The organism is Brevundimonas sp. (assembly GCF_004210735.1).
Classification (GTDB): domain Bacteria; phylum Pseudomonadota; class Alphaproteobacteria; order Caulobacterales; family Caulobacteraceae; genus Brevundimonas.
In genome coordinates, this window is sequence record NZ_SDZL01000019.1 from 1 (window position 1) to 25,250 (window position 25,250).

Below are 25,250 nucleotides of genomic sequence, written 5' to 3' on the forward strand. Positions count from 1 at the left end.
GGCGTCCTGCCGGGCGAGGCGCCGCTGGACTTCGCCTATGTCGCCGTCGGGGCGCGGGACGACCGGCTGGCCGTCGAGGGCTTCGCCGCCGCCGACCGGGCCACGCCGCTGCGCGGCGCGCAGGCGCTGGACGCCGCCTATGCCGCCCGCCGCGCCGGGCAGGACGCCGAGGCCATCAATTGGCTGGAACAGGGGGCGCGCACCCTGCCCGCCGAACAGCTGACGCCGCAGCGCCGCCATGAGATCGGCCGCGAACTGCAGACGCTGGAACACCGCTGGGGCGGCACGGCCACCGTTTCGACCGGCCCGGCGGACAGCGCCATGACCCTGCTGAACAACGGCGGGGATCAGGTGACGCAGGTCGGCGGCGAGGTCTGGGCCCGCGTCGGCGGCGACCACAACGGCCGCCCGGTGCAGGTCTTCGCCCGCGCCTATCAGACGCTGGACGCCGACACCGGTCCGACCGGCGGGGACAGCACCCAGGGCTGGGTGGGCGTGCGCTGGAAGCCGCTGACGCAGACCAATCTGGTGCTGGAGGCCAGCCGCCTGATCGCCATCGGCGAAGCGGCGCGGGACGACACCATGCTGCGCGCCGCCTGGTCGGCGGACGTGGGCGGCGACCTGCGTTACGACCGCGACAGCTGGCCCTCGGCCCACGTCTATGTCGACGCGGCCCGCCTGATCGAGGACGAACAGACCTATGTGGTGGCCGACGCCAACCTCGGCTGGACCTGGGTCGCCAGCGAAAGCCGCCGCGACACGGTGACGGCGGGCGTCGGCGTGAGGGCCGACTACGACAGCCTGCGCGATGAAGACTGGGCCGTCGCGGCAGGCCCGCGCGTCGCCTGGCGCCACTGGATGGGCGGCGACGATGTGCGGGCGCCGGGGCGGTATCTGGATCTGTCGCTGGGGTATTATGCGCCAATCGGCGACGGCCCGCGGGATGCGGGGGTGGTGGCGGCGGTGACCTTCGGGTTTTAGGTCAACAGCTCGGTTCGACCACAGACCTTACGCGGGGATGGCGGCCGCGCGGTCCACTTCTCGCGCCGCGTAGGCGAGGCAGGCGGAGATATCCTCCGGCTGGAGGTCCGGATGATGTTCGAGGATCGCGGCAGGCGCTTCGCCCGCCGCCAGCATGCCCAACACATCGCTGACACGCATCCGCAGGCCCCGGATGCAGGGCCGGCCACCGCACTGGTCAGGCCGGATCGTGACGCGCGTCAGGAGCTCGGACATAGCGGGAATGTAGCGGAAATGCGGGCGCGCCGGAATCGGGGGCAGCCCAAAGAAAGCCTCGGCTGGATCGGCTTGAGGTCTGGCGTGGGGCCACGAGCCTGCTAACCTCCGGTAGGTGGAGGGCCGGGGCATACTAATCCAGAATGGGAACAAACCCGCCGGCCCGCCACGCATCAAGGTGCGCGACGACGCTGGCGTGGAGCTGAATGCCGAGTTTTCGGTCGAGCCGACCACGACAGGAGCCGACGTTATCCTCCAGTCGCGTGGCGGCGTGGATGCGTCAGGCAAGAAGCGAAACACGGACTACAACGCTGCGCTGATCTTGCTCTTGGCGCGGATGGCCGGCCTCGACCTAGCGATTCAGCAGGCTTACATCGCCAGTTCCAAGACCGATGGACTGGCGCTTAAAAAGCGACGGCTGGAACTGCGGGGGCACTCCTATCCCGTCCAACTGGGCAGCCTGACGGATTTCGAACAATTGCGGCTCGACCTAGGTTTCGCACTAGGTGCCTTCAAGTCCGGACCTGACAGCAAGGGCAAGGGAACTTCCGCTAAACGCGTGCGTCTGTCGGTCGTCGGGCCGGGGCTGGATCAACTGCCGGGTGACGCGTTCCAGAACATTCTGGCAGGAGCGGCTGATGACGCGCCGCAAGGCGCAACCGACAAACCGCTCAAATACGCCCCCATCGGCGACTTTCTTCGCGCCCAGTCCATGTCGGAAGTGCGCCTGTCTCTGGACGAGGTTGCGCAACTGGTCGGCCCGCTAGCGCCGTCGGCGGCAACGCATCAGTTCTGGGCGAACGCCCGGGATCATCAGTTGTCGCGACGGAAACACTGGTTCGACGCCGGGTTCGACGCCTTCTTCGAGCCGGCCAGTCAAAGCGTCCGGTTCGTGCGCTCGGAGGGCCGCCGGTTTGAGGGCGCTCCGCCCCCTGTCTGGACTGAACCGCCGACGACCGACCCGGACGAGTTGGCGAGGAGCGTCCGCGCCCTCCGCGAAAAGCTGAAGGGGCGCAGCGGCCCACTGCCGCCTCCGCCGGGATCGACCGACGTCCAGAAGGTCATGGGCCAGACAACCCGATACAATCGCGACCCCAACGTCATTGCCTGGGTAATCGAGCAGGCGGACGGCGTCTGCGAGGTCTGCGAAAAGCCCGCGCCCTTCGCCCGCGCGGACGGAACCGCATATCTGGAAGTACATCACCTTCGGCCATTGGTCGAAGGCGGACCGGACACCACCGACAACGCGGTGGCGGCCTGCCCGAACTGCCATCGAGCCCTTCATTATTCGGCGAAAAGCACGGCCCTCCGGGCGGCCGTCATTGTACGGCTTGAGCGCATGGTTGATCACCCCTGCAAGCTGAACGCGGCAATGCAGCCTATTCCAACTCAGTGATCAGGACGGCGACTCGGCCTACGGTCGCGGCATGGTGGACGACCTCAGCAAACCTCTCGAAGTGCTGCCGGGATTTCTGTCCACCATCTCGATGGTCGAGGATGATCAAGCGGCGGTCATAAAGGGTTTCATCGGGGCTGAGCGGAAATCTCCGCCCCGGTACGATGTCGCCCGACAACTGATCTTCAAGGTTCTTGAGGGGCAGATCAGCCTTCAACAAGCGCAGGATTATGCTGACAGCGTCAGCGATCCCGTGGATCGCCGTTGCGCCCGACAAGTCCTGCGTGCGGGCCAGCCCTTTCTGAAGACCGCCTCCGTCGCGCCGGTATCTGCGCTGCCGTCAATGACAGTCGAAGTCCGAGCCGGTCTCTCTTTGAGCGTCGGCCCCATCTGGGTTCGGCAACTGGAAGAGCCGCGCCTGCTGTTGTTGCACGTGTGGGACCGGCCGCTGAACGAACGTCAGGTTCGGGCCGCGCTTGCGGTTCTGAGGACTGCGTTGGCCACGCAGCAGCCAGCTTGGTCCTATCGGGAGATTGATTTCGTTTCCGTCGCGACGCCTGAGTTGGCGGCTGAGCGGCACTGCCGGGTGCACGGCTGGCGGACGCTCGCTCCGATGGAGGACGACGAACTCGCACGGTTCTTCAGAGACATGCTGTCAGCCTGGGACGCGTACCTCAAGATAGGCCCACGGCCGGTCAAGCGGAGAGGCCCGCCGGGATTGTTCGACTGAACAGGCGACCTTACCCTCCAACGGCAGCGCGGCTAGGGGCGACCCAAGCCGACAGCGCCGCCAAGCGGCCTACCACGAACGCGGAGGCAAATATGTACTGCGCGACCACTGAAAGGGCGAGCCTTGGGCAGTTTAACCGCGCTCACCGCCCTCAATCCTCATCCATCTTCAGCGCCGCGATGAAGGCTTCCTGCGGGATCTCGACCTTGCCGAACTGGCGCATGCGCTTCTTGCCGGCCTTCTGCTTCTCGAGGAGCTTCTTCTTGCGGGTGGCGTCGCCGCCGTAGCATTTCGAGGTCACGTCCTTGCGGAGCGCGCGGACGGTTTCGCGGGCGATGATCTTGCCGCCGATGGCCGCCTGGATCGGGATGACGAACATGTGGGGCGGGATCAGCTCCTTCATCTTCTCGACCATGCCGCGTCCGCGCGTCTCGGCGCGGCCGCGGTGGACCAGCATGGACAGGGCGTCGACCGGCTCGGCGTTGACCAGGATGCTCATCTTGACCAGATCGCCGGTCTTGTAGTCGGTCAGCTCATAGTCGAACGAGGCGTAACCCTTACTGATCGACTTCAGCCGGTCGTAGAAGTCGAAGACAACCTCGTTCAGCGGCAGCTCATAGACGACCAGGGCGCGGGAGCCGACGTAGGACAGCTCGATCTGCGAGCCGCGACGGTCCTGACACAGCTTGATGACGCCGCCCAGATATTCGTCGGGGGTCAGGATGGTGGCCTTGATCCACGGCTCGGCGATGCTTTCGATCTGCATCACGTCGGGCAGGTCGGCCGGGTTGTGCAGGTCGATCTCTGACCCGTCGCGCAACTGGATCTTGTAGACGACCGAAGGGGCCGTCGCGATCAGGTCCAGGTTGAACTCGCGGCTCAGCCGCTCCTGAATTATCTCAAGGTGCAGCAGGCCCAGGAAGCCGCAGCGGAAGCCGAAGCCCAGGGCGGCCGAGCTTTCCATCTCATAGGTGAAGGAGGCGTCGTTCAGGCGCAGCTTGCCGATGGCGGCGCGCAGGTCCTCGAAGTCGGCGGCGTCGACCGGGAACAGGCCGCAGAAGACCACGGACTGGACGTCCTTGAACCCCTTCAGAGGTTCGGCGGTCGGCTTCTTTTCATCCGTGATGGTGTCGCCGACGGCGGCGTGGGCGACTTCCTTGATCTGGGCGGTGATGAAGCCGACCTCGCCGGGGCCGAGCTGATCGACGGGCGTGTTCTTGGGCAGGAAGACACCGACGCGATCCACCAGATGGGTCGTGCCGTGCTGCATCATCTTGATGCGCTGGCCCGCCTTCAGCGTGCCGTCGAAGACGCGGACCAGCAGCACGACGCCCAGATAGGGGTCGTACCACGCGTCGACCAGCATGGCCTTCAGCGGGGCGTCGATGTCGCCCTTGGGCGCCGGCAGGCGGGTGACGATGGCCTCCAGCACCTCTTCGATGCCGATGCCGGACTTGGCGCTGGCCATGACGGCGTCGGAGGCGTCGATGCCGATGACGTCCTCGATCTGGCTGCGCACCCGCTCGGGTTCGGCGGCGGGCAGGTCGATCTTGTTCAGGACCGGCACGATCTCGTGGTTGTTGTCGATCGCCTGATAGACGTTGGCCAGGGTCTGGGCCTCGACCCCCTGCGACGCATCGACCACCAGCAACGAACCCTCGCACGCAGCCAACGAGCGGCTGACCTCATAGGCGAAGTCGACGTGCCCCGGCGTGTCCATCAGGTTCAGGACATAATCGAGCCCGTCCTTGGCCTTGTAGTGCAGGCGCACGGTCTGCGCCTTGATGGTGATGCCGCGCTCCTTCTCGATGTCCATATTATCAAGGACTTGCGCCGACATTTCCCGCGCGGTCAGGCCGCCGGTGAACTGAATCAGCCGGTCGGAGAGCGTGGACTTGCCGTGGTCGATGTGGGCGACCACCGAGAAATTGCGGATGCGTTCGATAGGGGGCGTCGTCATGGTCCGGCGCGCTTAGCATCCAGCGCGCCGGAACGCCATCGGGAGGGGCTGCGTCAGTCGATCATCCGATCCTCGATCCAGTAGGCTACGCCGGCACGCACTTGCTGGAGCCTGGCCTCGGCCTGGGAGACGCGGCGCACGATGCGGGCCATGAAACCGGGGTCCTCAGGACGCACCAGCGGCGCCAGGAAGCCGTCGTCACCGCCAGCGGAATCGGAAGACGGGCGCACCAGCGGGGCCAGGAAATCATCGCGGACCAGCGGGGCCAGGAAGTCGTCTGAATTGGTGTTGGATTCCAGCGGCGCCAAGAAATCGTCGTCCTCCTTCATCTGCTCGTCGCGCGCCCAGCGGACCAGGGCGCGACGGGTGGATTGGCGCAACCGATACAGGGCGTCCATCTGGCGGGCGGCCAGGACGTCCTCCGGCTCGTTCACCAGCACGACGTGCTGATAAAGCTCGACGGCGTGAATGGCCTGGCTGGCGGCCAAAGCCTTGCGGCGCCTGGCGCCTTCGTCCTCCTCCTCAGCGATGACCTCCTCAGCGATCTCGCGCAGCTCCTCGATGTACGCCGTGCCGGCGCCCAGCAGCAGGCCGCGCTCGTGCACCGAGCTGGCGGTCCAGTAATTGACCACAGATTGGGTGAAGGCGTTGGGACCGCGCACTTCAAAGCCGCGCTGCTGCACAGGCGGCACGGGCAGGACGGGAGTCTCGGCCACCCGGCGCGCGCCCTGGGTCTCGATCGTGGCCCGCCCCCCCGCGTGCTGCTCTCCGGTCGCGGAACCCGCGCCGGCCCTGCCACTGGATCCCGCCGCGCCGCGTCCGGCCAGCAGGGCTTCCATCTGGATCACCACGGCCAGGCAGCGCGCGGGCTCGACCTCTTCCAGGGCCAGGGCCTCGTCGTACAGTTCGTTCAGGTGGTCATGCAGCGTGCCCGACGACTGTGCAGGCAGTTCGCTGACCCGCTGGGCCACGGCCTGCAAACGAGGCTGGCAACTGGCGGCCGCCTCGCCCGAGGCGAAGACGGTCAGAAGCGCGCCAGCGGCGGCGATCAGGGAACGGGACATGGGGGGCTCCATCGGACAAGCGGGCATCCCTGAAACCTCACGCGACCGCCCGAAACATGATTGCGACGAAGACAGGGTTTCCTGCGGCGAAAAACGGGAGCGCCGCGTGCGGGATTAACTCGGCGTAATGGCGCCGAGTCGCATTTGAGACGTTACGCCGGACCCGCTATGCAGCACGGTGAAATTCCAGCGTCGCACGGACTCCTGTGACAGAGAGCCGTTCGCGCATTCGACAGGGGTAGATTGTGGCGACTTCGACGCGAACGACCGGATGGATCGGGACCGGACTGCTGGGCGCCGCCCTGCTGACTCTGGCCGCCTGTGGCGGCGGTGACGGCAAGGAGAAGGCGGAAAAGGCCGGCGGCGGCGCCTCGCGCCAGACCGTGTCGGCCGCGACCGTCAGCGTCATCGACATGCCGCGCACCGTGACAGCGTCGGGTACCGTATCCGCCTGGGAAGAGGTTCCGGTCGGCGCCGAAACCGGCGGCCTGACCGCCACCGCCGTCTATGTCGATGAAGGCAGCTATGTCAGGCAGGGCCAGCCGCTTGTCCAGATGAACGACGTGCTGCTGCGGGCCCAGTTGCGTCAGCAGCAGGCCTCGGTCCAGACCGCCGAGGCCAACGCCGCCCGCGACGATGCGGCCCTGTCCCGCGCGCAGGAGCTGAAGGAGCGCGGCTTCCTCAGTCAGGCTTCGCTGGACACGGCCCTGGCCAACCAGAAGGCGTCGCAGGCGCAACTGGCCTCGGCGCGCGCGTCACTGTCCGAGACCCAGACCCGCCTGTCGCAGGCGACGATCCGCGCGCCCGTCTCGGGCCAGATCATCAGCCGCAATGTCACCAAGGGCCAGATCATCACGGCCGGCGACGAGATGTTCCGCATGGTGCGTGACGGCCGGCTGGAGCTGGACGCCCAGATCACCGAGACCGACCTGCCCCTGATCCGTGCCGGGATGCGAGCCACCGTCTCCTCGAACGAAGCCAACGCCACCCCCGGCACAGTCCGCATCGTCACACCCCAGGTCGATGCCCAGACCCGCCTCGGCTTGGCCCGTATCTCGCTGGCGCCCGGCGCAGGGCTGAAGCCCGGCATGTTTGGTCGCGCGGTGATCGAGGCGGGGGCCCAGCCCTCGACCGTCGTGCCGACCGGCGCGATCCTCTATCGCGAGAACAAGGCCGGCGTCTTTGTCATCGACGCCAGCAGCCAGGTGCATTTCCAGCCCGTGACAGTGCTGTCCCGCAACGACGCCCAGACCGCCGTCACCGGCGTCCAAGCCGGGGTGCGCGTGGTCGTCGACGGCGCCGGCTTCCTGAGCGAGGGGGACCGCATCACCATCGCGCCCGCTCGCGCCGCTGCGCGTACCGCTCCTGCGGCGGCGGCTCCCGCCGCCGCGCCCGCCCGCAAATAGGACCCGATCATGAACCAGATCTCGTCCTGGGCGATCCGCAATCCCATTCCAATCATCCTGCTGTTCGTGCTGCTGACTATCAGTGGTGTGATCGGCTTCATGGGGATGCGGATCAACAACAACCCCGACATCGACTTCCCCCTGGTCGCCGTGACCGCCGCTCGCCCCGGTGCGGCGCCCAGCGAGATGGAGGTTCAGGTCACCCGCCTGATCGAGGATTCGATCGCAGGCCTGTCGGGTGTTCGCCACATCTATTCCAACATCTCGGACGGCGTCTCCTCGACGACGATCGAGTTCGAACTGGGCACCGACACCGAGCGCGCCACCAATGACGTGCGCAACGCCATGAGCGGCCTGCGCTCGGCCCTGCCGCAGGACATGCAGGAGCCGGCGGTCCAGCGCATCGACATCACCGGCGACGCCCTGATCACCTATGTGGTCCGTTCGCCGACGATGACGCCGGAACAGATCAGCTGGTTCATCGACAACGAGATGAGCCGGTCCCTGCTGGCGCTGGGCGGCGTGGGCGAGGTCAACCGTTCGGGCGGCGTCGATCGCGAAATCCGGGTCGAACTGGATCCGCAGCGACTGGCTTCGTACGGCGTCACCGCGGCGGCGGTCAGTCAGGCCCTGTCCAGCGTCAACTCCGACCTGCCCGGCGGACGCGTCACCATTTCCGGCTCGGAGCGGGCCATCCGCACCCTGGGTTCGGCAGGCTCCATCGAACAGCTGCGTCAGACCCTGATCCCGCTGGGTGACGGCCGCAATGTCCGCCTGGGCGAACTGGGTCGTGTCGAAGACAAATGGACCGAGCCGCGCCGCCTGGCCCGCTATAACGGTCAGGAGGCGGTGACCTTCAACTTCCTGCGCTCGCGCGAGGCCAGCGAGGTCAAGGTCGCCGAGAAGGTCCGCGAAGAGGTCGCGCGCATCGACGAGGCCCATCCGGAGCTGATGGTCGAACAGGTCACCTCGTCGGTTCAGTATATCGAGGAAAGCTACATCGCCTCGATCGAGGCCCTGCTGCTGGGCGCGGTGCTGGCGGTGATCGTGGTGTTCATCTTCCTGCGGGACTGGCGGGCGACGCTGATCGCGGCGACGGCCATGCCGATGTCGCTGATCCCGGCCTTCGCCATCCTGGGGCCGATGGACCAGTCCCTGAACGTCGTCACCCTGCTGGCCCTGTCGCTGACCATCGGCATTCTGGTCGATGACGCCATCGTGGAGATCGAGAACATCGTCCGGCACATGCGGGACGGAAAATCACCCTATGACGCCTCGATGGAGGCGGCGGACGAGATCGGCCTGGCCGTCGTGGCCACGACCTCGACCATCATCGCCGTGTTCGCGCCGGTCGGCTTCATGCCGGGGATCATCGGCCAGTTCTTCAAGGCTTTCGCCCTGGCGGCCTGCGTGTCGGTGGCCTTTTCGCTGATCGTGGCGCGGACGCTGACGCCGCTGATGGCGGCCTATCTGCTGAAGCACACCAAACATGAAGACCGCGATCCACCGTGGATGGCCGGTTATCTGCGCGCGCTGAAATGGTGCCTAGGCAACCGGTGGAAGGTGTTCGCAGGCGGGGCGCTGATCCTGATCGGCTCCTTCGCCATGATCCCGACCCTGCCGTTCGAATTCAGCCCGTCCGGCGACCAGTCGCGCGCTGCCTTCTCGGTCGAGCTGCCGCCGGGATCGACCCTGCGCCAGACGGACGCGGTCGTGCAGCGGGTGACGCGCGAACTGCAGGCCCGTCCCGAGGTCACCTCGGTCTATGCCGCCGTCGGCGGTCAGGAGGTCAATCAGGCGAACGTCTATGCCGACATGGTCAAGAAGGGCGAGCGCAAGCTGAGTCAGCAACAGTTCGCCCGCGAGATGGTCGATCAATTCAAGACCATCCCCGGCGCCCGCATCGGCGCCGGCGTCGCCCAGCAGGGCGGCGGACCCAGCGACGGGACGCGCTACACCTTCGCCTTGCTGGGCGACAATCCCGCCGCGCTGAACGCCGCCGCCCGCAAGGTCGAGGAAGAAATGCGCGGCGTTCCCGGACTGGCCAATGTCGTCAACACGGCCGCCATCGCGCGCCCGGAAATCCTGGTGACGCCGCGTCCCGACGAAGCGGCCCTGGCGGGAGTCTCGACCGGCGCCCTGTCACAGGCGGTGCGCGTGGCGACCCTGGGCGACATCGACCAGAACCTGCCGAAGTATAATCTGGGCGACCGTCAGGTGCCGATCCGTCTGCAACTGACCGAAGAGGCCCGCTCGGACCTGTCGGTTCTGCAGACCCTGAGGGTTCCGACCGCCTCGGGCGCCGCCGTGCCGCTGAGCGCCGTGGCCGACATCGCCTTCGGCGCCGGTCCGGCCAGCGTCAGCCGGCAGGACCGCTCGCGCATCGCCTCGATCACGGCGGAACTGGACGGCATTCGCACCGGTGAGGCGGCCCAGAAGGTCCAGCAACTGCCCTCGGTCAAGAACCTGCCCGAGGGCGTGCGTCAGGTGCCCGCCGGTGACCAGGAGTTCATCCAGGAGATGATCACCGGCTTCGCCATCGCCTTCGGCACCGGCATCCTGCTGATGTATGCGGTGCTGGTGTTGCTGTTCAAAAGCTTCGCCTATCCGATCACCATCATGGCGGCCCTGCCGCTGGCCATCGGCGGCGCCTTCGTGGCGCTGAAAATCGGCGGCTCCAGCTTCTCGATCTCGTCGCTGATCGGGGTGCTGATGCTGATGGGCATCGCGGCCAAGAACTCCATCCTGCTGGTCGACTACGTCATCATGGCCGAAAAGGACGGGATGCCGCGCCTGGAGGCCATCATGGACGCCGCCCACAAGCGGGCGCGCCCGATCCTGATGACGACCTTCGCCATGGGCGCGGGCATGGTGCCCGTGGCCATCGGCTGGGGCGCGGACGTCGAGTTCCGCTCGCCCATGGCGATCGCCGTGCTGGGGGGGCTGATCTCCTCGACCTTCCTGTCGCTGCTCTACATCCCGGCGATCTTCACCATCGTGGACGACATCGCCGGCTGGGGTCGCCGGGGTCTGGGCAAGGCCTTCGCGGGCCAGCGCCGCGTTCAGGGCGAGGCGCCGGCCGAGTAAGCCGCCCTCCCTTAAGGCCGCCCTCCCTTAAGGAAGAGACCCGACGCCCGGATCGCAAGGTCCGGGCGTTTTCCGTTGGCGTTCCCGGCGTTTGCAGGCGTCGCACGAACCCGCTCCGCCACCTGCCGCCCTCATGCCCTGGCGGGCTCCACAGGCTCGGGGCGGCAGGGAAGAGACGGTCCCGTCGTTCAGCAACCGAACACGCAGGCAAGAAAAAGCCGGCCGGGGTTTTCCCCGGCCGGCTCACCGCTCCGCCGAAGCGGGTCAGTCGATCAGTATTTGACCCGCAGCGTGACACCATAGGTGCGCGGCGCGCCCAGGAAGGCGTCGATCGTCTGGCTGTCGCCGGCCGGGCTGTAGTAGGTGCCGTCAGCCTGCTGGGTGTTCTGGAAGCCCGAGCCTTGCAGGAAGCCGTTGTAGGCGACCTGGACGTACTCTTCGTCCAGCAGGTTCTGGGCCCAGATGTCCATGGTCCAGCGATCGTCAGCCGAACCGAACGAAATCCGGCCGTTCACCACCGTATAGGCGTCCTGCATCTTGTAGGGCAGCAGGTCCGAACCGGTGTTGTATTCGGTCTGGTATTTGGCCGAGAGCGCGAAGCCCGCCTTGAGGCCGTTGCCGATCTCGCGGTCGAAGTTGACACCGCCGGTCAGCGACCACTCCGGCGCGAACGAGGCGCGGGCGCCCGGCAGCAGCGACAGGCCCGGGAAGTTGTCCGGGTTGACCAAGTCGGCCCGGGTGAAATCGCTGTACTTGGCGTCCGTGTAGGTGGCGCCGGCCTGGATCGACAGGCCCTCCAGCGGAGTGAACCACATGAAGTCGGCGTCGACGCCGCGTGCGGTCAGCTCGGGAATGGACTCCACCACAAAGGCGGTGCCCAGGAAGGTGTTCAGCTGGAAGTCCGTGAACGTCTGGTCGAAGTAGGTGACGTTCAGCAGCACCGTGCGATCGAACAGGGTGGTCTTCAGGCCGGCTTCATAGCTGTCGACCACTTCCGAGGGGAACAGCAGCGAGGCGTTCGGCACGACCGGCAGCGGGTTGGTCGTGGTCGACCCCTGCACGCGGTCCATGTTGTAACCGAAGCTCTTGTAGCCGCGGGCGTACGAGGCATAGGCCATGACGCTGTCGTTCAGGCGATAGCTGCCCTTGATGGTGCCGCTCAGCTCACCGTCGCTGAATTTCTCGGAGATGGTGCGGTTGTTGTAGAACGGGTTCGACCAGGGCAGGCACAGGCGCGCCAGGATCGGACCGGCATTGGCGGCGCCCAGAACACCCGAGACCGTCGCGGCGTTGCCCAAGGCAGCGGCGCAGGTCAACTGGTTCGGGCCGACGTTGGTTTGCAGGCCCTGCAGACGCTTGCTGTCATGGGTGTAGCGAAGACCCATGGTGATGTCGAAGGCGTCGGTCACCTTGAAGGTGTTGTTGGTGAAGACGGCCACCGATTCCGAACGCTGGCTGTAACGGTCGCGCAGCGACTGGCCAGCCGAGAACGACGGACCTGTTGCGCCCACGCCGCCGCTCACCAGACAGCCTTGCAGACCCAGGGCCGTCTGGCCCGGCTGGGTGAAGCAGGGGATGATGTTCGGGCTGATGGCGAAGGCCGGCACCGCCGCGTTCAGCGCCGCCGACAGTTGGTAGGACAGCACCGGCGCATAGTCGGCGCCGAAGTAGAAGGTGTCGCCGCGGCCGACGTTCTCACGCGTGGCGAAGAGGCCGACCAGCCAGTCGAGGCGATCCGTGGCGCCGGCCAGGCGGAATTCCTGGGTGATGCTGTCGATCTCGGCGTAGAATTCGCCGTCGTTGTTGCGATACGCGATGTCCGCGCCGGTGTAGTCGACATCCATGCCGTTCTGGGTCGACCAGTCGCGGAACGAGGTGACCGACGTCAGGGTCGAGCCGCCGAACAGGCCCAGGTCGAGGTTGGCCTCGGCCGACAGACCCATGTCCTCGATCTGCTGACCGGTGTCGCGGTTGGCGTAGGCCAGGCGGCTGAACGGCACGAAGCCGAAGCCGGGGGTCGGCGCCGCGGTGCCGGGGCCGTTCGGGGCCGTCTGGGCGGCGATGAACGGATAGGTCGGACCGACGCGGCGCTGAACGCCCACGCAGCAGTATTCATCGCGCTTGGAATAGTCGGCGATGATGCGGATCGAGGCGGTGTCGCTGGGCAAGATCAGCAGCTGACCGCGCGCGGTCCAGAAGTCCTGGTTGGCGTCGTCGGTCAGAGTGCGGGGGCCGTCGCCGACATTGACGTCATACAGGCCGTCGCGCTCGCGCTTGGCCATGTACAGGCGGCCGGCGATCTGTTCGCTGATCGGGCCGGTGACCGAACCGGCCACGCCCCAGGCGCCGTAGTTGCCGCCGGTCAGTTCGGCGCCGAAGCCCGGCGTGAACGAAGGCTGTTCGGTGATGATGTTGATGACGCCGGCCGAGGTGTTCTTGCCGAACAGGGTGCCCTGCGGGCCCTTCAGCACTTCGATGCGGCTCAGTTCGCCCAGGTCGCCGAAGCCGACGCCGTTGCGCGAGCGATAGACGCCGTCGATCACGACGCCGACCGAGCTTTCCAGGCCGGGGTTGTCGCCGACGGTGCCGACGCCGCGGATACGGGCGGTGGTCGAGGCCTCGGTCGTCGTCGAGGTGACGGTCATGCCCGGGGTCAGGATCTGCAGATCCTTGATGTCCTTGACGCCCGCGTCCTGCAGCATTTCCTGCGACAGCGAGGTGACCACGATCGGCACGTCCTGAAGGCTCTGTTCGCGCTTCTGGGCGGTGACGATGATGTCGTCGATGGTCGTGGGACCATCCTGAGCGGCGGCGACGCCGGTGAAGCCGAAGACCACGGCGCCGACAACGGCGGTCGAGGCGGTGTGACGAAGAAGGCTAGAAAGACGCATGGGCTGCTCCCGGCTCCAAGGCCCGCCCGCACATGGCGGACGTGGCGTTTCCTGATCCCTGATGTCGCGCCTCGTTGATGGACGCGATCATCCGAACCTTTGGCGTAATCCAAGGCTGAGTCACCGACAAGGACAAGCCCTTGTGAACGCGGGCTTCCGCCCCTTGCCGCACATCAACTGTGACGCAAAAGCGACAAAATCTGATGACGTTAGGTCAATATTCCGCCCCTGAAAGGCGAATTAGCGCGACTACTTTGGCAAGTTCTTGCTGCGACCCGTCATGGCCAGAACAATCGCCGCTGCGATCGCGGACAGCAGCGAACCGCCGATAACGCCCAGCTTGACCTCGACCTGCCAAGGCGAGTCGATGGCGCCCGGGAAGGCCAGGACGCCGATGAACAGGCTCATGGTGAAGCCGATGCCGCACAGCAGGCTGACGCCGTAAACCTGAGCCCAGGTCGCGCCGGTCGGACGTTTGCCGATCCCCAGACGGGTCGCCAGCCAGGCCGCCGCCATCACGCCCGCCTGCTTGCCCAGGAACAGGCCCAGCGCCACGCCCAGCACCAGCGGAGCGAACGCCTGTTCCAGCGACAGGCCGGCGAAGGAGACCCCCGCCTTGGCGAAGGCGAACAGCGGCAGGATCAGGAAGGCGACATAGGGGTGAAGGTCATGCATCGCTTCTTTCAGCGGGCTCTGACCGTCCTCAAGGCGCGGGTTCACGGGCACGATCAGGGCGAAGGCGACCGCCGTCAGGGAGGTGGACAGACCCGACCGGACCGTTAGCCACCAGACCGCCGCGAAGCCCAGGACCCAGAAGGGCGCCGGGATGCGGCGCCAGCGCGCCAGAAGGGCGCCGATCGTCAGCAGGACGGCGACGCCCGCCAGCGGGACCCAGTCGACGCCCTGGCTGAACAGCAGGGCGATCAGGGCGATGGCGCCCAGGTCGTCGACAATGGCCAGGGTCAACAGGAAGACCCGCAGCGACGAGGGCAGATTGCGTCCCACAAGGGCGAAGACCGCCAGGGCGAAGGCGATGTCGGTGGCCAGCGGAATGGGCCAGCCCTGGGTCGGTCCGCCCAGGGACAGGGCGACGGCCAGATAGACCAGACCCGGCGCGATCATGCCGCCCAGCGCCGCCAGAATGGGCGTGGCCAGCTTCTTCGGATCGCTGAGCTCGCCCTTCAGGATCTCGTATTTGATCTCCAGCCCCACCACGAGGAAGAAGACCGCCATCAGCCCTTCCTTGATCCAGCCGGAGACCGTCTCTTCCAGCCGCAGGGGGCCGATCTGCAAGGCGTGGACGCTTTTCAGCCAGGCGAAATAGTCGACGGACCAAGGCGAGTTGGCGATGACCAGAGCGGCCAGGGCCGCAGAGCCCAGCACGGCGCCGGAGCCGGCTGAGGTTTTCAGGAAATCCAGCGTGAATTTGCGCGCCACAAGAGCCTCCGATCGGAAAGGACTGTCGTGGCGTCAGGTTATCGACGGACGCCGGACCGGATTCGCCTGATGGCGCCAGCCTGATCCGGGACGACGCCCGGACCTGATCGCTGCCCGCAGGATAGAGGGCGCGGCCGGGCGGTTCAACCGGGCGACGGTTGCGCCGGCCCTCTCCAGCGCGCATCTGGCGTCCATGCCCGTGACCGCCGCCTATCGCCCCGACCCGCGCTTCTTCGACCTGGGTCCCGAGTTCGGCGACGCCGTGCGGGCGGCGCCGTTTCCGCAGACGATCCTGCGCCATCGCGATGACCGGGCCGCCGCCTCGGTCGGGCTGGACCAGCTGACGGACGCCGAATGGATCGCCGCTTTCGGCCGGTTCGAGCCCCTGCCCGGCCAGCCGGGTCCGGTGGCCATGCGCTATCACGGGCACCAGTTCCGCACCTACAATCCCGAGCTGGGCGACGGACGGGGGTTTCTGGCGGCGCAGATGCGAGAGGTCCCCGGCGCTGAAGCAGCGAGCGACCGCGTCGCGAGCGATAGCGCCCCTTCGTCTCGCCTCATGGACCTGGGCACCAAGGGCTCGGGCCAGACGCCGTGGTCGCGGCACGCGGACGGGCGGCTGACGCTTAAGGGCGGCATGCGCGAGGTGCTGGCGGCGTCGATGCTGGAGAGCCTGGGCGTGCCGACCTGCCGCATCCTGTCGCTGATCGAGACGGGCGAGGATCTGGAGCGGCACGACGAGCCGTCGCCCACCCGGTCGGCCGTGATGGTGCGGCTGTCGCACAGCCATATCCGTTTCGGGACCTTCCAGCGGGCGGCCTATTATGAGCGGACCGACCAGATCGAGACCCTGATCGAGCATGTCCGCAGCCTGTATCATCCGCAGGTCGCGCCGGGCGACGCGCCCGGCCTGTTGCGGGCGATCGTCGAGGCCTCGGCCCGGCTGACGGCGCGGTGGATCGCGGCGGGCTTCGTCCACGGGGTGCTGAATACCGACAATCTGAACGTCACGGGCGAGAGCTTCGACTATGGGCCGTGGCGGTTCCTGCCGCGCTATGAGCCGGGCTTCACCGCCGCCTATTTCGACAACGCCGGCCTCTATGCCTTTGCGCGCCAGCCGGAGGCGGTGTTCTGGAACCTGACGCAGCTGGGCGGGTGCCTGAAGCTGGTGGCCGAGGCGGGGCCGCTGACCGAGGCCCTGAACGGGTTCGGGCCTGCCTATATACGCGAACTGCGGGCCGCTTTCCTGATGCGGCTGGGCGTGAAAAGCCTGGGCGAGGCGGCGGACCAGAGACTGCTGGATGCGACGCTGGCCCTGCTTCGTGAAGGGGGCGAGACGCTGCGGTGGGAGCCGTTGTTCTTTGACTGGTTCGGGGGCTTTTCCTCGTCCGCGCGGGCGTTGGGCGGGGTGCGGGGCAAGACCTATCAGGGCGAGGCGTTCGACGCCTTCCGTTTCGCCCTGCTGGAGCACGAGCCGGATCGGCCCGAGCGGCTGGAGCATCCGATGTTCGCCCGCCCCGAACCGGAAGAGATGCTGATCGAGGAGGTGGAGACCCTGTGGGCCGCCATCGCCGAGGGGAACGACTGGACGCCGTTCAGGGCCAAGCTGGACCGGCTGGACGCCGCGCGGCAGGCCTGGGATCTGGGGTCGAGCTAGGCTGACCCCCGCGATTGCACTGCACGCCCCCGAAAAAAAACAGTGCAATCAGTGCAAGTAGTGCAAGTCGGTGACGCGATTTTCCGGGTCGTTGTTCAGCCGTCTGCCCCCCTGTCTGTAACGTTCGATCCCGCAGCCTAACACCGCCGCGAGACACGGGTGGCCGATCGTGGATTTCGCCCGCCAAAGGCCCGGATTTCCTGGATTGCGACCGCTGGCTGTTTGGTCGAGGCCACAGGGATCGGGATAAGTCATCAGCTGTTGTCATCAGTCGTTGACAGCGCGATCCGGGCGCTCTAAGCCTAGCCGTAGTCGAGTTCAGATTACGCCGATGTATGGAAATCGCCCCGATGGCGCCGCCTGCATCGGCCATACGATCACAGTCGGTTACGGATCTTGAAAAGGTCCGCGCTCGATCTGATGTAGTATCTGTTACTATTCCAGTCCACGCTCCTCCCCGAGCCCTCTCATGACCACATCCGCCTTTCCGACCTCTCCCCGCGATCGCGCCCAGGCGGATCATCTGAACATCGCCCTGTGGACGCTGCAGGGCTGGCTGACGATGTTCTTCGTCGCGGCCGGCTACGGCAAGTTGACCGAGCCGATGGACAATCTGATCGCCCTGATGAAATGGCCGGCGCTGGCGTCCGAGAGCTTTGTGCGCGGCCTGGGCGTGGTCGAGGTGGTGCTGGCGGTGATGGTGCTGGCGCCGCTGGTGTCATGGCGCATCGGCCGTCCGCTGCTGCTGACGGCGGTGACGGGCCTGCTGGCGCTGGAAGTCGTCGCGCTGGGCGTGCACGCGCTGAACCTGGACATCGGCCTGGCGCTGACGAACGTGGCCCTGCTGGCCATAACGGCGCCGGTGCTGTGGTTCCGCCGCCGGGTCTGACGAACGCTCAAACACACAATCGCGAGCGGTCTGCGGAAAGCTTCCCTTTACGTCCGCGTCAAGTTATGAAGTCGGCATGGCGACCGCCGACGATCATCGCACCTATTCGATCCGCCAGTTGTGCCGCGAGTTCGGCGCGACCGCCCGCGCCCTGCGTTTCTACGAGGACAAGGGTCTGCTGACCCCCGCCCGCAAGGGGCAGACGCGGGTCTACGACGCCCGCGACCGGGCGCGGCTGAAACTGATCCTGAGGGGGCGCCGGATCGGTTTCACCCTGCAGGAGATCCAGGAGATGCTGGATCTGTATGACCGCAAGGATCACAACGCCCACCAGATGGCCGTGGCCCTGCGTCGTCACCGCGCCCAGGTCGAGGCGCTGAAACAACAGCTCGAAGACATCGAGGGCGCTATCCAGACGGCCGAAGAGGCCTGCGCCTGGATGGAGTCCAAACTGGGCGAACACCGCCCTGACCTTCTGCCCGGAGCCGAGGAGTACGCGCGTCTGCTGCGCGAGCGCCTGAGCCCCGACAACCAGCACCAGCCCTTCAAAGCGAGAGCCTGACCATGGCCTACAAGGCGCCTGTCCGTGACCTGAGTTTCGTTCTGCACGACGTGCTGCAGGTCGAACGCTACGCCAACCAACTGGGCGACATCGACCTGTCGCGCGACCTGATCGACCAGGTGATCGCGGAAGGCGGCAAGTTCGCCGAAGAGGTCATCGCCCCGATCAACCGGTCGGGCGATCAGGAAGGCTGTCATATCGACGGTGACGTGGTGACCACGCCCAAGGGGTGGAAGGAAGCCTATCACCAGATGGTCGAAGCCGGCTGGCCCAGCCTGGGCTTCAGTCCGGAATACGGCGGTCAGGGCCTGCCCTCGATCGTGTCGATGGCGGTGGGTCAGTTCACGGCCGGTGCCTCGGCCGCCTTTTCCATGTACCCGGGCCTGACGGGCGGCGCCTATCACGGGATCGAGGCCAGCGCCTCGGACGAGATCAAGCAGAAATATCTGCCGAAGATGGCGACGGGCGAATGGACCGGCACCATGAACCTGACCGAACCGCAGTGCGGCACGGATCTGGGCATGGTCCGCACCAAGGCTGTGCCGAACGGCGACGGCTCCTATTCGATCACCGGCCAGAAGATCTGGATCTCGGCGGGCGAGCACGACTTCGCCGACAACATCATCCACACGGTGCTGGCCCGCATCGAAGGCGCACAAGCCGGGATCAAGGGCCTGAGCCTGTTCGTGGTGCCCAAGTTCCTGGTCAATGAGGACGGCTCCATCGGCGAGCGCAACGGCGTGTCCTGCGCCGGGCTGGAGCACAAGATGGGCATTCACGGCAACGCCACCGCCGTCATGGCCTACGAGAACGCCAAAGGCTGGCTCATCGGCGACGAAGGCCGCGGCATGAACAACATGTTCGTGGTCATGAACGAGGCGCGCCTGGGCACCGGTCTGCAAGGCCTGGCCATCGGCGACGCCGCCTATCAGGCTGCGGTCGAGTTCGCCAACGACCGTCTGCAGGGCCGCGCCCTGACCGGCGCCAAGAACCCGGACGGCCCGGCCGACCCGATCATGGTCCATCCCGACGTGCGCCGGATGCTGCTGGAGTCGAAAGCCTTCGTCGAAGGCGGCCGCGCCTTCATCCTGTGGACTGCGCTGCAGGCCGACCTGCAGAAGTCCTCGGACGAGGCCACGGCGACCAAGGCCAAGGACTACATGGGCCTGATCACGCCGGTGCTGAAGGCCTATCTGACCGACAAAGGCTTCCACGTCGCCAGCCTGGCGATGCAGGTGCACGGCGGCTCGGGCTACACCGAACACTTCCCCGCCTCGCAGTATCTGCGCGATGCGCGCATCACCATGATCTACGAGGGCACCAACGGCATTCAGGCGCTGGACCTGGTCGGCCGCAAGCTGCCGTCGAACGGCGGCCGGGCGATCATGAGCTGGTTCGCCGACATCGACGCCTTCGTGTCGGAAAACGGCGCCGAGGGTCCGGTGAAGCCGTTCATCGACGGCCTGGCCGAGTCGAAGAAGAAGCTGCAGGAAGCCACCATGTGGCTGATGCAGAACGGCATGGCCAATCCGGACAACGCCGCCGCCGCCTCGACCGACTATCTGCATTTGTTCGGCCTGAACGCCCTGGCCTATCTGTGGGCCCAGACGGCGAAGGCGGCGCAAGCGAAAATCGACGCCGGCGACACCGATCCTTTCTACGCCACCAAGCTGATGACCGGCCGCTACTTCGTCGAGCGCATCCTGCCCGACGCCGAGGCGCACCTGACGAAGCTGAAAACCGGCGCCGAGGTGTTGATGCAGATGCCGGCCGAGGCGTTTTAGGCGGTCGCTACTCTGGGATCGGCATCAGCCGTGGCAAGTTGAGCCGATCCCTTTCAACCTTATAAGCCGCTTCGTCGAAGGGACCTTTGACCACATCCTGGGTCGATCCAGCAGAAGACCGAACGACGTAAAAATACTGGATCGGCTGTTCAGGATTGTCGGGCTTTCCGTCGAATGGCGCAAAGTCGTCAAAGGGAAGCCGCGCCGCCGCCAGATAGGTTTGATCGAAGCCGACCGCGACGACCGCGTGATCAACCAAGCCGACGCACCCGCCGCCGCCGTCCATTCTGCGGCACAGAGTTTTCATCGCGGGATCATCAACTGCGATGACACGGTAAGGCCCATCGATCTTGGCGTCACTGACATACCCGCAGCCAATCAGTGCAAAGAAAACGACTAACGTTAACGGCAACCGCAAGAACACATCCGACCTCCCATCCAGCTGACTAGATAAACAGAAAATATCGCCCAGGAAACGCGACCATGAACGTCCTCAACAGCCCCGAACCCGACTTCATGCAGGACGAGGAGATCACTCTCTTCTCGGACAGCGTCGCCAAATGGATCGACGAGCATGCGCCGCCCGAGAAATTCGCGCAGTGGATCGCCGACTCCTCGGTGCCGCGCGGCCTGTGGAACGCGGCGGGCGATGCGGGCCTGCTGGGCCTGTCGATGCCGGAGGAGAACGGCGGCTTCGGCGGCGACTATCGCCACGAGGTGGTGCTGATGCGCCAGCTGGGCTGGAAGGGCGCGGACCATTTCGGCATCAGCCTGCACAACGCCATCGTCATGCCCTACGTCTGGCACTACGGATCGGACGAGCAGAAGGCGCGCTGGCTGCCGCGCCTGCAATCGGGTGAACTGGTCGGCGCCATCGCCATGACCGAGCCGGGCGCCGGGTCCGACCTGCAAGGGGTCAAGACCACCGCCATCAGACAGGGCGACCACTATTTCCTGAACGGCTCCAAGACCTTCATCACCAATGGCCAGCTGGCCAATTTCATCATCGTGGTGGCCAAGACCGACCCGGCCGAGGGCGCCAAGGGCACGTCGCTGGTCGTCGTCGAGACCGACGGGCTGGAAGGCTTTGAGCGCGGCCGCAACCTGCACAAGATCGGCATGGAGGCGAACGACACCTCCGAACTGTTCTTCAACGATGTGAAGGTCCCGCTGGAGAACGTCATCGGCGGCGGCGAGGGCATGGGCTTCGTCCAGCTGATGCAGCAGTTGCCGCAGGAGCGTCTGAACATCGCCGTCCAGGGCGTGGCCGCCGCCGAGCGGGGCCTTGAGGCGACGCTGGACTACGTCAAGCAGCGCAAGGCGTTCGGCAAGCGGGTTATCGACTTCCAGAACACCCAGTTCAAACTGGCCGAGGTGAAGACCAAGCTGACCGTGGCCAAGGTCTTCGTCGACCACTGCATCGGCCTGCACCTGAAGGGGCAGCTGGACGCCGCCACGGCCTCGATGGCCAAATACTGGGTCACCGACATCCAGGGCGAAACCATCGACGAGATGCTGCAGCTGTTCGGCGGCTACGGCTATATGAACGAGTACCCGATCGCCCAGCTGTACAAGGACGCCCGCGTCCAGCGCATCTATGGCGGCACCAACGAGATCATGAAGCTGCTGATCGCCCGGACGCTGTAAGGAACACGTGCAGCGCCTTGTCATCCCCGACGAAGCGAAGCGCAGATCGGGGACGGCGGCGCAACGTCTTGACCGCTCCCGGACAACCCGCAAGGGTTGAGCCGGGAGACGGCGCCATGCCCCAATGCTTCTACGTCTATCTGCTTGCCAGCGGCCCCTGCGGCTATCTCTATGTCGGCGTCACGAATGACCTCGTGCGCCGGGTGGCCGAGCATAAGTCCGGACAAATCCCTGGCTACACGACGGAACGTGGCATCGACCAACTGGTCTGGTACGAGACGCATCAATACATCGACCAGGCGATCCTTCGCGAGAAACGCATCAAGCGATGGCTGCGAGAATGGAAGTTCGCGCTGATCGAGAAAGACAATCCACGCTGGCTCGACCTCCACGGCGAGGTGCGTGCGAAATGTGAGCCCGGTTCGGCTGCGCCGACCGGGCCTGGGTAGATTGTCAGCTATGTCCCGTCCCGGCTCTCCTCTTCGCTGCGGCCGGGATGACAAGCACCGTCCGCCAAGTCATGTAGGATCATGATCCGTCTGCACGTCACCTCCGCCCTCGCCCCCGGCGTCGCCGTCGCGCCGACGCTGGACCAGTCGCGCTATCTGACCCAGGTGATGCGGCTGAAGGTCGGGGACGATCTGCTGGTCTTCAACGGCCGCGACGGGGAATGGCGCGCCAGCGTGGCCGAGGTGCTGAAGAAGGGCGTCATCCTGCGCGCCGGCGAACTGGTCCGGCCCCAGACCTATGGCCCCGACCTGGAGCTGATCGTCGCCGTGGTGAAGAAGGCGCGGGTCGAGACCATTGTGGAAAAGGCCGCCGAACTGGGCGCGCGCCGGGTGCGGCTGGTCATCACCCAGCGCACCAATGCCGACCGCATCCGGCTGGACCGGCTGGACGCCATAGCGGAAGAAGCCGCTGAACAGACGGGTCGGCTGGACGTGCCGCAGGTCGATGATCCGGTGAAGCTGGACGCCCTGCTGGATGGCTGGGACGCGACCCGCCGGCTGATGTTCTGCGACGAGACCGGGGGCGCGCCGGCGATCGGGGCGCTGGCGAAAGCGGGCGAAGGCCCGTGGGCGATCCTGATCGGACCCGAGGGTGGATTTTCGCCGGAAGAGGGCGAACGGCTGCGCGCCCTGCCCTTCGCCACCGCCGTATCGCTGGGGCCGCGCATCCTGCGCGCGGACACCGCCGCCATCGCCGCCATGACCCTGTGGCAGGCGGCGGCGGGCGACTGGGAACGATAAGCGCCGCGGGGGGCTTGAGCTTGGCGGCGCGGTCGCCCATCTAGCCGCGACAGCAGGGGTTACAGATGGCCGACACCGCGCCGCTTTCGAGGGATCAACTGATCGGCGCCATGTCGAAAGGCATGAAGCCCAGGGATCAGTGGCGCATCGGCGCCGAGCACGAGAAATTCGGCTTCGACAAATCCACCCTGCGCCGCCCCGCCTATGACGGTCCGAACGGTATCAAGGCGATGCTGGATGGCCTGACCCGCTTTGGCTGGAGCCCGGTCGAGGAGGCCGGCCACGTCATCGCCCTGGAGCGCAAGAACGCCGAGGGTTACGCCGCCTCGATCAGCCTGGAGCCGGGCGGCCAGTTCGAGCTGTCGGGCGCGCCGCTGAAGGACATCCACGACATCTGCAACGAGACCGGCCAGCACCTGATGGAGGTCAAGCAGGTCGCGGACCAGCTGAACCTGGGCTTCCTGGGCGTGGGCTTCGACCCGATGTGGCGGCGCGAGGATGTGCCGGTCATGCCCAAGGGCCGCTATGACATCATGCGGGCCTACATGCCCAAGAAGGGTTCGCTGGGCCTGGACATGATGCTGCGCACCTGCACCATCCAGGCCAATCTCGACTTCGACTCAGAAGCCGACATGGTGCTGAAATTCCGCGCCAGCCTGGCGCTGCAACCCATCGCCACGGCCCTGTTCGCCTGTTCGCCGTTCACCGAGGGCAAGCCGAACGGCTTCCTGTCGGCGCGCGCCAACGTCTGGACCGACACCGATCCGGATCGCACCGGCATGCTGGACTTCGTCTTCGCCGACGGCTTCGGGTTCGAGCGCTATGCCGACTATGCGCTGGACACGCCGATGTATTTCGCCAAGCGCGGCGAGACCTATGTCGATCTGTCGGGCCAGTCGTTCCGCGCCTTCATGGAGGGCCGACTGGACGCCCTGCCCGGCGATCGCGCCACGGCCAAGGACTGGGCCGACCACCTGACGACGCTGTTCCCCGAGGTGCGGCTGAAACAGTACCTTGAGATGCGCGGCGCCGACGGCGGCCCGTGGAGCCGGATCTGCGCCCTGCCCGCGCTGTGGGCCGGGATCCTGTATGACGCGCCGTCGCTGGCCGCCGCATGGGACCTGTGCAAGGACTGGGACATCGCCGATCACGAACGGCTGCGCCGCGACGTGACCCGCCTGGGCCTGAAGGCCGAGGTGGCGGGCCGCAGCGTCCGCGATATCGCCGTCGACATGGTCGCCATCGCCAAACAGGGCCTGAAGAACCGCGCCCGTTTCAGCGGCGGCATGGTCGACGAGCGCGGCTATCTGTCGGAACTGGAAGACATCGCCGACAGCGGGATCACCCCGGCCGACCGCCTGCTGGAGCTGTATCACGGCGACTGGCAAGGCGACGTCAGCCGCGTCTATCGGGACTTCGCCTACTGACAGGCTGATCTTTCGGACTCACCCGTTGCAAGCTTGCGGCATTTCCACCCACAGGCATTATGGGGTGGCCTCTGGAGAGCGCCTGTCATGGAAATCGCCACCGATCGCAGACTGTTCCTTGGCGGCGTGGTGGCGTTCGCCGCCCTGCCCGGCGCATCGCTGACGGAACCGGACCTGACCGATCCAGCGGCGATCCAGGCCCACGTCGAAGGGCTGATCCACGAGTTTCTGGGCCGCATGCCCGGCACGCAAGATCTTGAAGCGCCGAGCGTCAACGTCGCGTTCACGCCGGGGCTTTCCTGGATGTCATCGACGCGGCCCCACGTCATGCATATCGCGGCATGGGAACAGTGCCCGCCCCCGGTCCAGGCCTTTTTCGCTTCCGTGCAGGACAATAGCGCGGGCGGAGACGCTGCAGACTTTTACCGAGCCGGCTTCTACAATTTTCTCATCCCGCACGAGATGTCGCATTTCGTCGACTACCAGCGCGGGCAGGGCCCTACGGCGAGCCAAAGGTATGAGAGCGAACTCAGGGCCAACAGGGTCGCAATCGCCTTCTGGATGGGCCGGCCCGGCGGTCTGGACTGGTTGACGGGCTTCGTACCGCAGATCGAGGCCGCCCTGGCCAGGCTGCCGATCCCCGTGCCGGCCGGCGCGGACGCCACGGCTTACTTCAACGCAAACTATCAGACGTTGCTGGCCAATCCTGTCTCCTACGCCTGGTTCCAGTGGCGGATGGTTCTGGACGCCTGGGCGCGACGCGACGAGGCCGATTTCGCAACCTTGATCGGACGGGGCTGAAGGCCGCCCGACGCACCGTTGCCAGG

The 25,250-nt window shown here is 66.3% G+C and carries 20 protein-coding genes; 14 read left to right on the forward strand and 6 right to left on the reverse strand.

Annotation, left to right across the window (positions count from 1 at the left end):
* Nucleotides 1-981, forward strand: a 981-nt coding sequence (locus EON91_RS05770; RefSeq protein ID WP_292092386.1) for a hypothetical protein, incomplete at its 5' end; no start/stop codon positions are given.
* Nucleotides 982-1,008: 27 nt separating this feature from the next.
* On the opposite strand, the gene EON91_RS14680 is transcribed toward EON91_RS05770, so the two are convergent.
* On the reverse strand, nt 1,009-1,410 hold the full coding sequence (locus EON91_RS14680; protein ID WP_366250166.1) for a DUF433 domain-containing protein: 402 nt from the start codon (nt 1,408-1,410) through the stop codon (nt 1,009-1,011).
* A gap of 22 nt (nt 1,411-1,432) precedes the next feature.
* Between EON91_RS14680 and EON91_RS05780 the strand changes: the two genes are divergently transcribed.
* A complete protein-coding gene (locus tag EON91_RS05780; protein ID WP_292092389.1) occupies nt 1,433-2,632 on the forward strand; it encodes an HNH endonuclease signature motif containing protein in 1,200 nt (399 codons plus the stop codon).
* A gap of 31 nt (nt 2,633-2,663) precedes the next feature.
* Nucleotides 2,664-3,362: a hypothetical protein gene (locus EON91_RS05785; RefSeq protein WP_292092390.1), complete on the forward strand. Its 699-nt coding sequence runs from the start codon at nt 2,664-2,666 to the stop codon at nt 3,360-3,362.
* A gap of 151 nt (nt 3,363-3,513) precedes the next feature.
* On the opposite strand, the gene lepA is transcribed toward EON91_RS05785, so the two are convergent.
* Entirely contained in the window at nt 3,514-5,322 is a 1,809-nt protein-coding gene (lepA, locus tag EON91_RS05790; protein ID WP_292092392.1) for a translation elongation factor 4, read from the reverse strand.
* A 53-nt stretch (nt 5,323-5,375) separates the two neighbouring features.
* The gene (locus EON91_RS05795; RefSeq protein WP_292092394.1) at nt 5,376-6,386 is read right to left on the reverse strand and encodes a hypothetical protein; all 1,011 of its coding nucleotides are present in this window, start codon (nt 6,384-6,386) and stop codon (nt 5,376-5,378) included.
* Between the two features lie 245 nt (nt 6,387-6,631).
* Here EON91_RS05795 and EON91_RS05800 point away from each other — a divergent pair, with 245 nt between their 5' ends.
* The gene (locus EON91_RS05800) at nt 6,632-7,792 is read left to right on the forward strand and encodes an efflux RND transporter periplasmic adaptor subunit (RefSeq protein ID WP_292092395.1); all 1,161 of its coding nucleotides are present in this window, start codon (nt 6,632-6,634) and stop codon (nt 7,790-7,792) included.
* 9 nt (nt 7,793-7,801) lie between these two features.
* On the forward strand, nt 7,802-10,879 hold the full coding sequence (locus EON91_RS05805) for an efflux RND transporter permease subunit (protein ID WP_292092396.1): 3,078 nt from the start codon (nt 7,802-7,804) through the stop codon (nt 10,877-10,879).
* A gap of 272 nt (nt 10,880-11,151) precedes the next feature.
* On the opposite strand, the gene EON91_RS05810 is transcribed toward EON91_RS05805, so the two are convergent.
* Both EON91_RS05810 and nhaA read right to left on the reverse strand, forming a co-directional pair.
* A complete protein-coding gene (locus tag EON91_RS05810) occupies nt 11,152-13,770 on the reverse strand; it encodes a TonB-dependent receptor (protein WP_292092397.1) in 2,619 nt (872 codons plus the stop codon).
* Nucleotides 13,771-14,019: 249 nt separating this feature from the next.
* Nucleotides 14,020-15,207, reverse strand: a complete 1,188-nt coding sequence (gene nhaA / locus EON91_RS05815) for a Na+/H+ antiporter NhaA (RefSeq protein ID WP_292092399.1) — start codon at nt 15,205-15,207, stop codon at nt 14,020-14,022.
* Between the two features lie 193 nt (nt 15,208-15,400).
* Between nhaA and EON91_RS05820 the strand changes: the two genes are divergently transcribed.
* The 4 genes from EON91_RS05820 (at nt 15,401) to EON91_RS05835 (ending at nt 20,099) form a co-directional block, all read left to right on the forward strand.
* Nucleotides 15,401-16,864: a protein adenylyltransferase SelO family protein gene (locus EON91_RS05820; protein WP_292092400.1), complete on the forward strand. Its 1,464-nt coding sequence runs from the start codon at nt 15,401-15,403 to the stop codon at nt 16,862-16,864.
* A 469-nt stretch (nt 16,865-17,333) separates the two neighbouring features.
* The gene (locus tag EON91_RS05825) at nt 17,334-17,753 is read left to right on the forward strand and encodes a DoxX family protein (protein ID WP_292092401.1); all 420 of its coding nucleotides are present in this window, start codon (nt 17,334-17,336) and stop codon (nt 17,751-17,753) included.
* 76 nt (nt 17,754-17,829) lie between these two features.
* Complete coding sequence (locus tag EON91_RS05830; RefSeq protein ID WP_292092402.1) at nt 17,830-18,315, forward strand: MerR family DNA-binding transcriptional regulator; 486 nt, start codon at nt 17,830-17,832, stop codon at nt 18,313-18,315.
* 2 nt (nt 18,316-18,317) lie between these two features.
* On the forward strand, nt 18,318-20,099 hold the full coding sequence (locus tag EON91_RS05835; protein ID WP_292092403.1) for an acyl-CoA dehydrogenase C-terminal domain-containing protein: 1,782 nt from the start codon (nt 18,318-18,320) through the stop codon (nt 20,097-20,099).
* 7 nt (nt 20,100-20,106) lie between these two features.
* Here the strand turns inward: EON91_RS05835 and EON91_RS05840 are convergent, their stop codons facing one another.
* Nucleotides 20,107-20,523: a hypothetical protein gene (locus tag EON91_RS05840; RefSeq protein ID WP_292092404.1), complete on the reverse strand. Its 417-nt coding sequence runs from the start codon at nt 20,521-20,523 to the stop codon at nt 20,107-20,109.
* Nucleotides 20,524-20,582: 59 nt separating this feature from the next.
* Between EON91_RS05840 and EON91_RS05845 the strand changes: the two genes are divergently transcribed.
* The 5 genes from EON91_RS05845 (at nt 20,583) to EON91_RS05865 (ending at nt 25,224) form a co-directional block, all read left to right on the forward strand.
* Nucleotides 20,583-21,746, forward strand: coding sequence for an acyl-CoA dehydrogenase family protein (locus EON91_RS05845; RefSeq protein WP_292092406.1), 1,164 nt, complete (start codon nt 20,583-20,585; stop codon nt 21,744-21,746).
* 116 nt (nt 21,747-21,862) lie between these two features.
* Nucleotides 21,863-22,195, forward strand: coding sequence for a GIY-YIG nuclease family protein (locus EON91_RS05850; RefSeq protein WP_292092409.1), 333 nt, complete (start codon nt 21,863-21,865; stop codon nt 22,193-22,195).
* An 81-nt stretch (nt 22,196-22,276) separates the two neighbouring features.
* Nucleotides 22,277-22,996, forward strand: coding sequence for a 16S rRNA (uracil(1498)-N(3))-methyltransferase (locus tag EON91_RS05855; RefSeq protein ID WP_292092412.1), 720 nt, complete (start codon nt 22,277-22,279; stop codon nt 22,994-22,996).
* A gap of 65 nt (nt 22,997-23,061) precedes the next feature.
* Nucleotides 23,062-24,423 carry a glutamate--cysteine ligase gene (locus EON91_RS05860; RefSeq protein WP_292092414.1) on the forward strand — a complete coding sequence of 454 codons (1,362 nt, stop codon included), beginning with the start codon at nt 23,062-23,064 and terminating at the stop codon, nt 24,421-24,423.
* Nucleotides 24,424-24,510: 87 nt separating this feature from the next.
* The gene (locus EON91_RS05865) at nt 24,511-25,224 is read left to right on the forward strand and encodes a hypothetical protein (protein ID WP_292092417.1); all 714 of its coding nucleotides are present in this window, start codon (nt 24,511-24,513) and stop codon (nt 25,222-25,224) included.
* The last annotated feature ends 26 nt before the right edge of the window (nt 25,225-25,250 follow it).

What these genes read in the sequence shown, in the direction of transcription:
- EON91_RS14680 (WP_366250166.1), bottom strand. Translation starts at nt 1,410, where the DNA reads ATGCGTGGCGGGCCGGCGGGTTTGTTCCCATTCTGGATTAGTATGCCC.
- EON91_RS05785 (WP_292092390.1), top strand. Translation starts at nt 2,664, where the DNA reads ATGGTGGACGACCTCAGCAAACCTCTCGAAGTGCTGCCGGGATTTCTG.
- lepA (WP_292092392.1), bottom strand. Translation starts at nt 5,322, where the DNA reads ATGACGACGCCCCCTATCGAACGCATCCGCAATTTCTCGGTGGTCGCC.
- EON91_RS05795 (WP_292092394.1), bottom strand. Translation starts at nt 6,386, where the DNA reads ATGTCCCGTTCCCTGATCGCCGCCGCTGGCGCGCTTCTGACCGTCTTC.
- EON91_RS05805 (WP_292092396.1), top strand. Translation starts at nt 7,802, where the DNA reads ATGAACCAGATCTCGTCCTGGGCGATCCGCAATCCCATTCCAATCATC.
- EON91_RS05810 (WP_292092397.1), bottom strand. Translation starts at nt 13,770, where the DNA reads ATGCGTCTTTCTAGCCTTCTTCGTCACACCGCCTCGACCGCCGTTGTC.
- EON91_RS05820 (WP_292092400.1), top strand. Translation starts at nt 15,401, where the DNA reads ATGCCCGTGACCGCCGCCTATCGCCCCGACCCGCGCTTCTTCGACCTG.
- EON91_RS05825 (WP_292092401.1), top strand. Translation starts at nt 17,334, where the DNA reads ATGACCACATCCGCCTTTCCGACCTCTCCCCGCGATCGCGCCCAGGCG.
- EON91_RS05830 (WP_292092402.1), top strand. Translation starts at nt 17,830, where the DNA reads ATGGCGACCGCCGACGATCATCGCACCTATTCGATCCGCCAGTTGTGC.
- EON91_RS05835 (WP_292092403.1), top strand. Translation starts at nt 18,318, where the DNA reads ATGGCCTACAAGGCGCCTGTCCGTGACCTGAGTTTCGTTCTGCACGAC.
- EON91_RS05845 (WP_292092406.1), top strand. Translation starts at nt 20,583, where the DNA reads ATGAACGTCCTCAACAGCCCCGAACCCGACTTCATGCAGGACGAGGAG.
- EON91_RS05850 (WP_292092409.1), top strand. Translation starts at nt 21,863, where the DNA reads ATGCCCCAATGCTTCTACGTCTATCTGCTTGCCAGCGGCCCCTGCGGC.
- EON91_RS05855 (WP_292092412.1), top strand. Translation starts at nt 22,277, where the DNA reads ATGATCCGTCTGCACGTCACCTCCGCCCTCGCCCCCGGCGTCGCCGTC.
- EON91_RS05860 (WP_292092414.1), top strand. Translation starts at nt 23,062, where the DNA reads ATGGCCGACACCGCGCCGCTTTCGAGGGATCAACTGATCGGCGCCATG.
- EON91_RS05865 (WP_292092417.1), top strand. Translation starts at nt 24,511, where the DNA reads ATGGAAATCGCCACCGATCGCAGACTGTTCCTTGGCGGCGTGGTGGCG.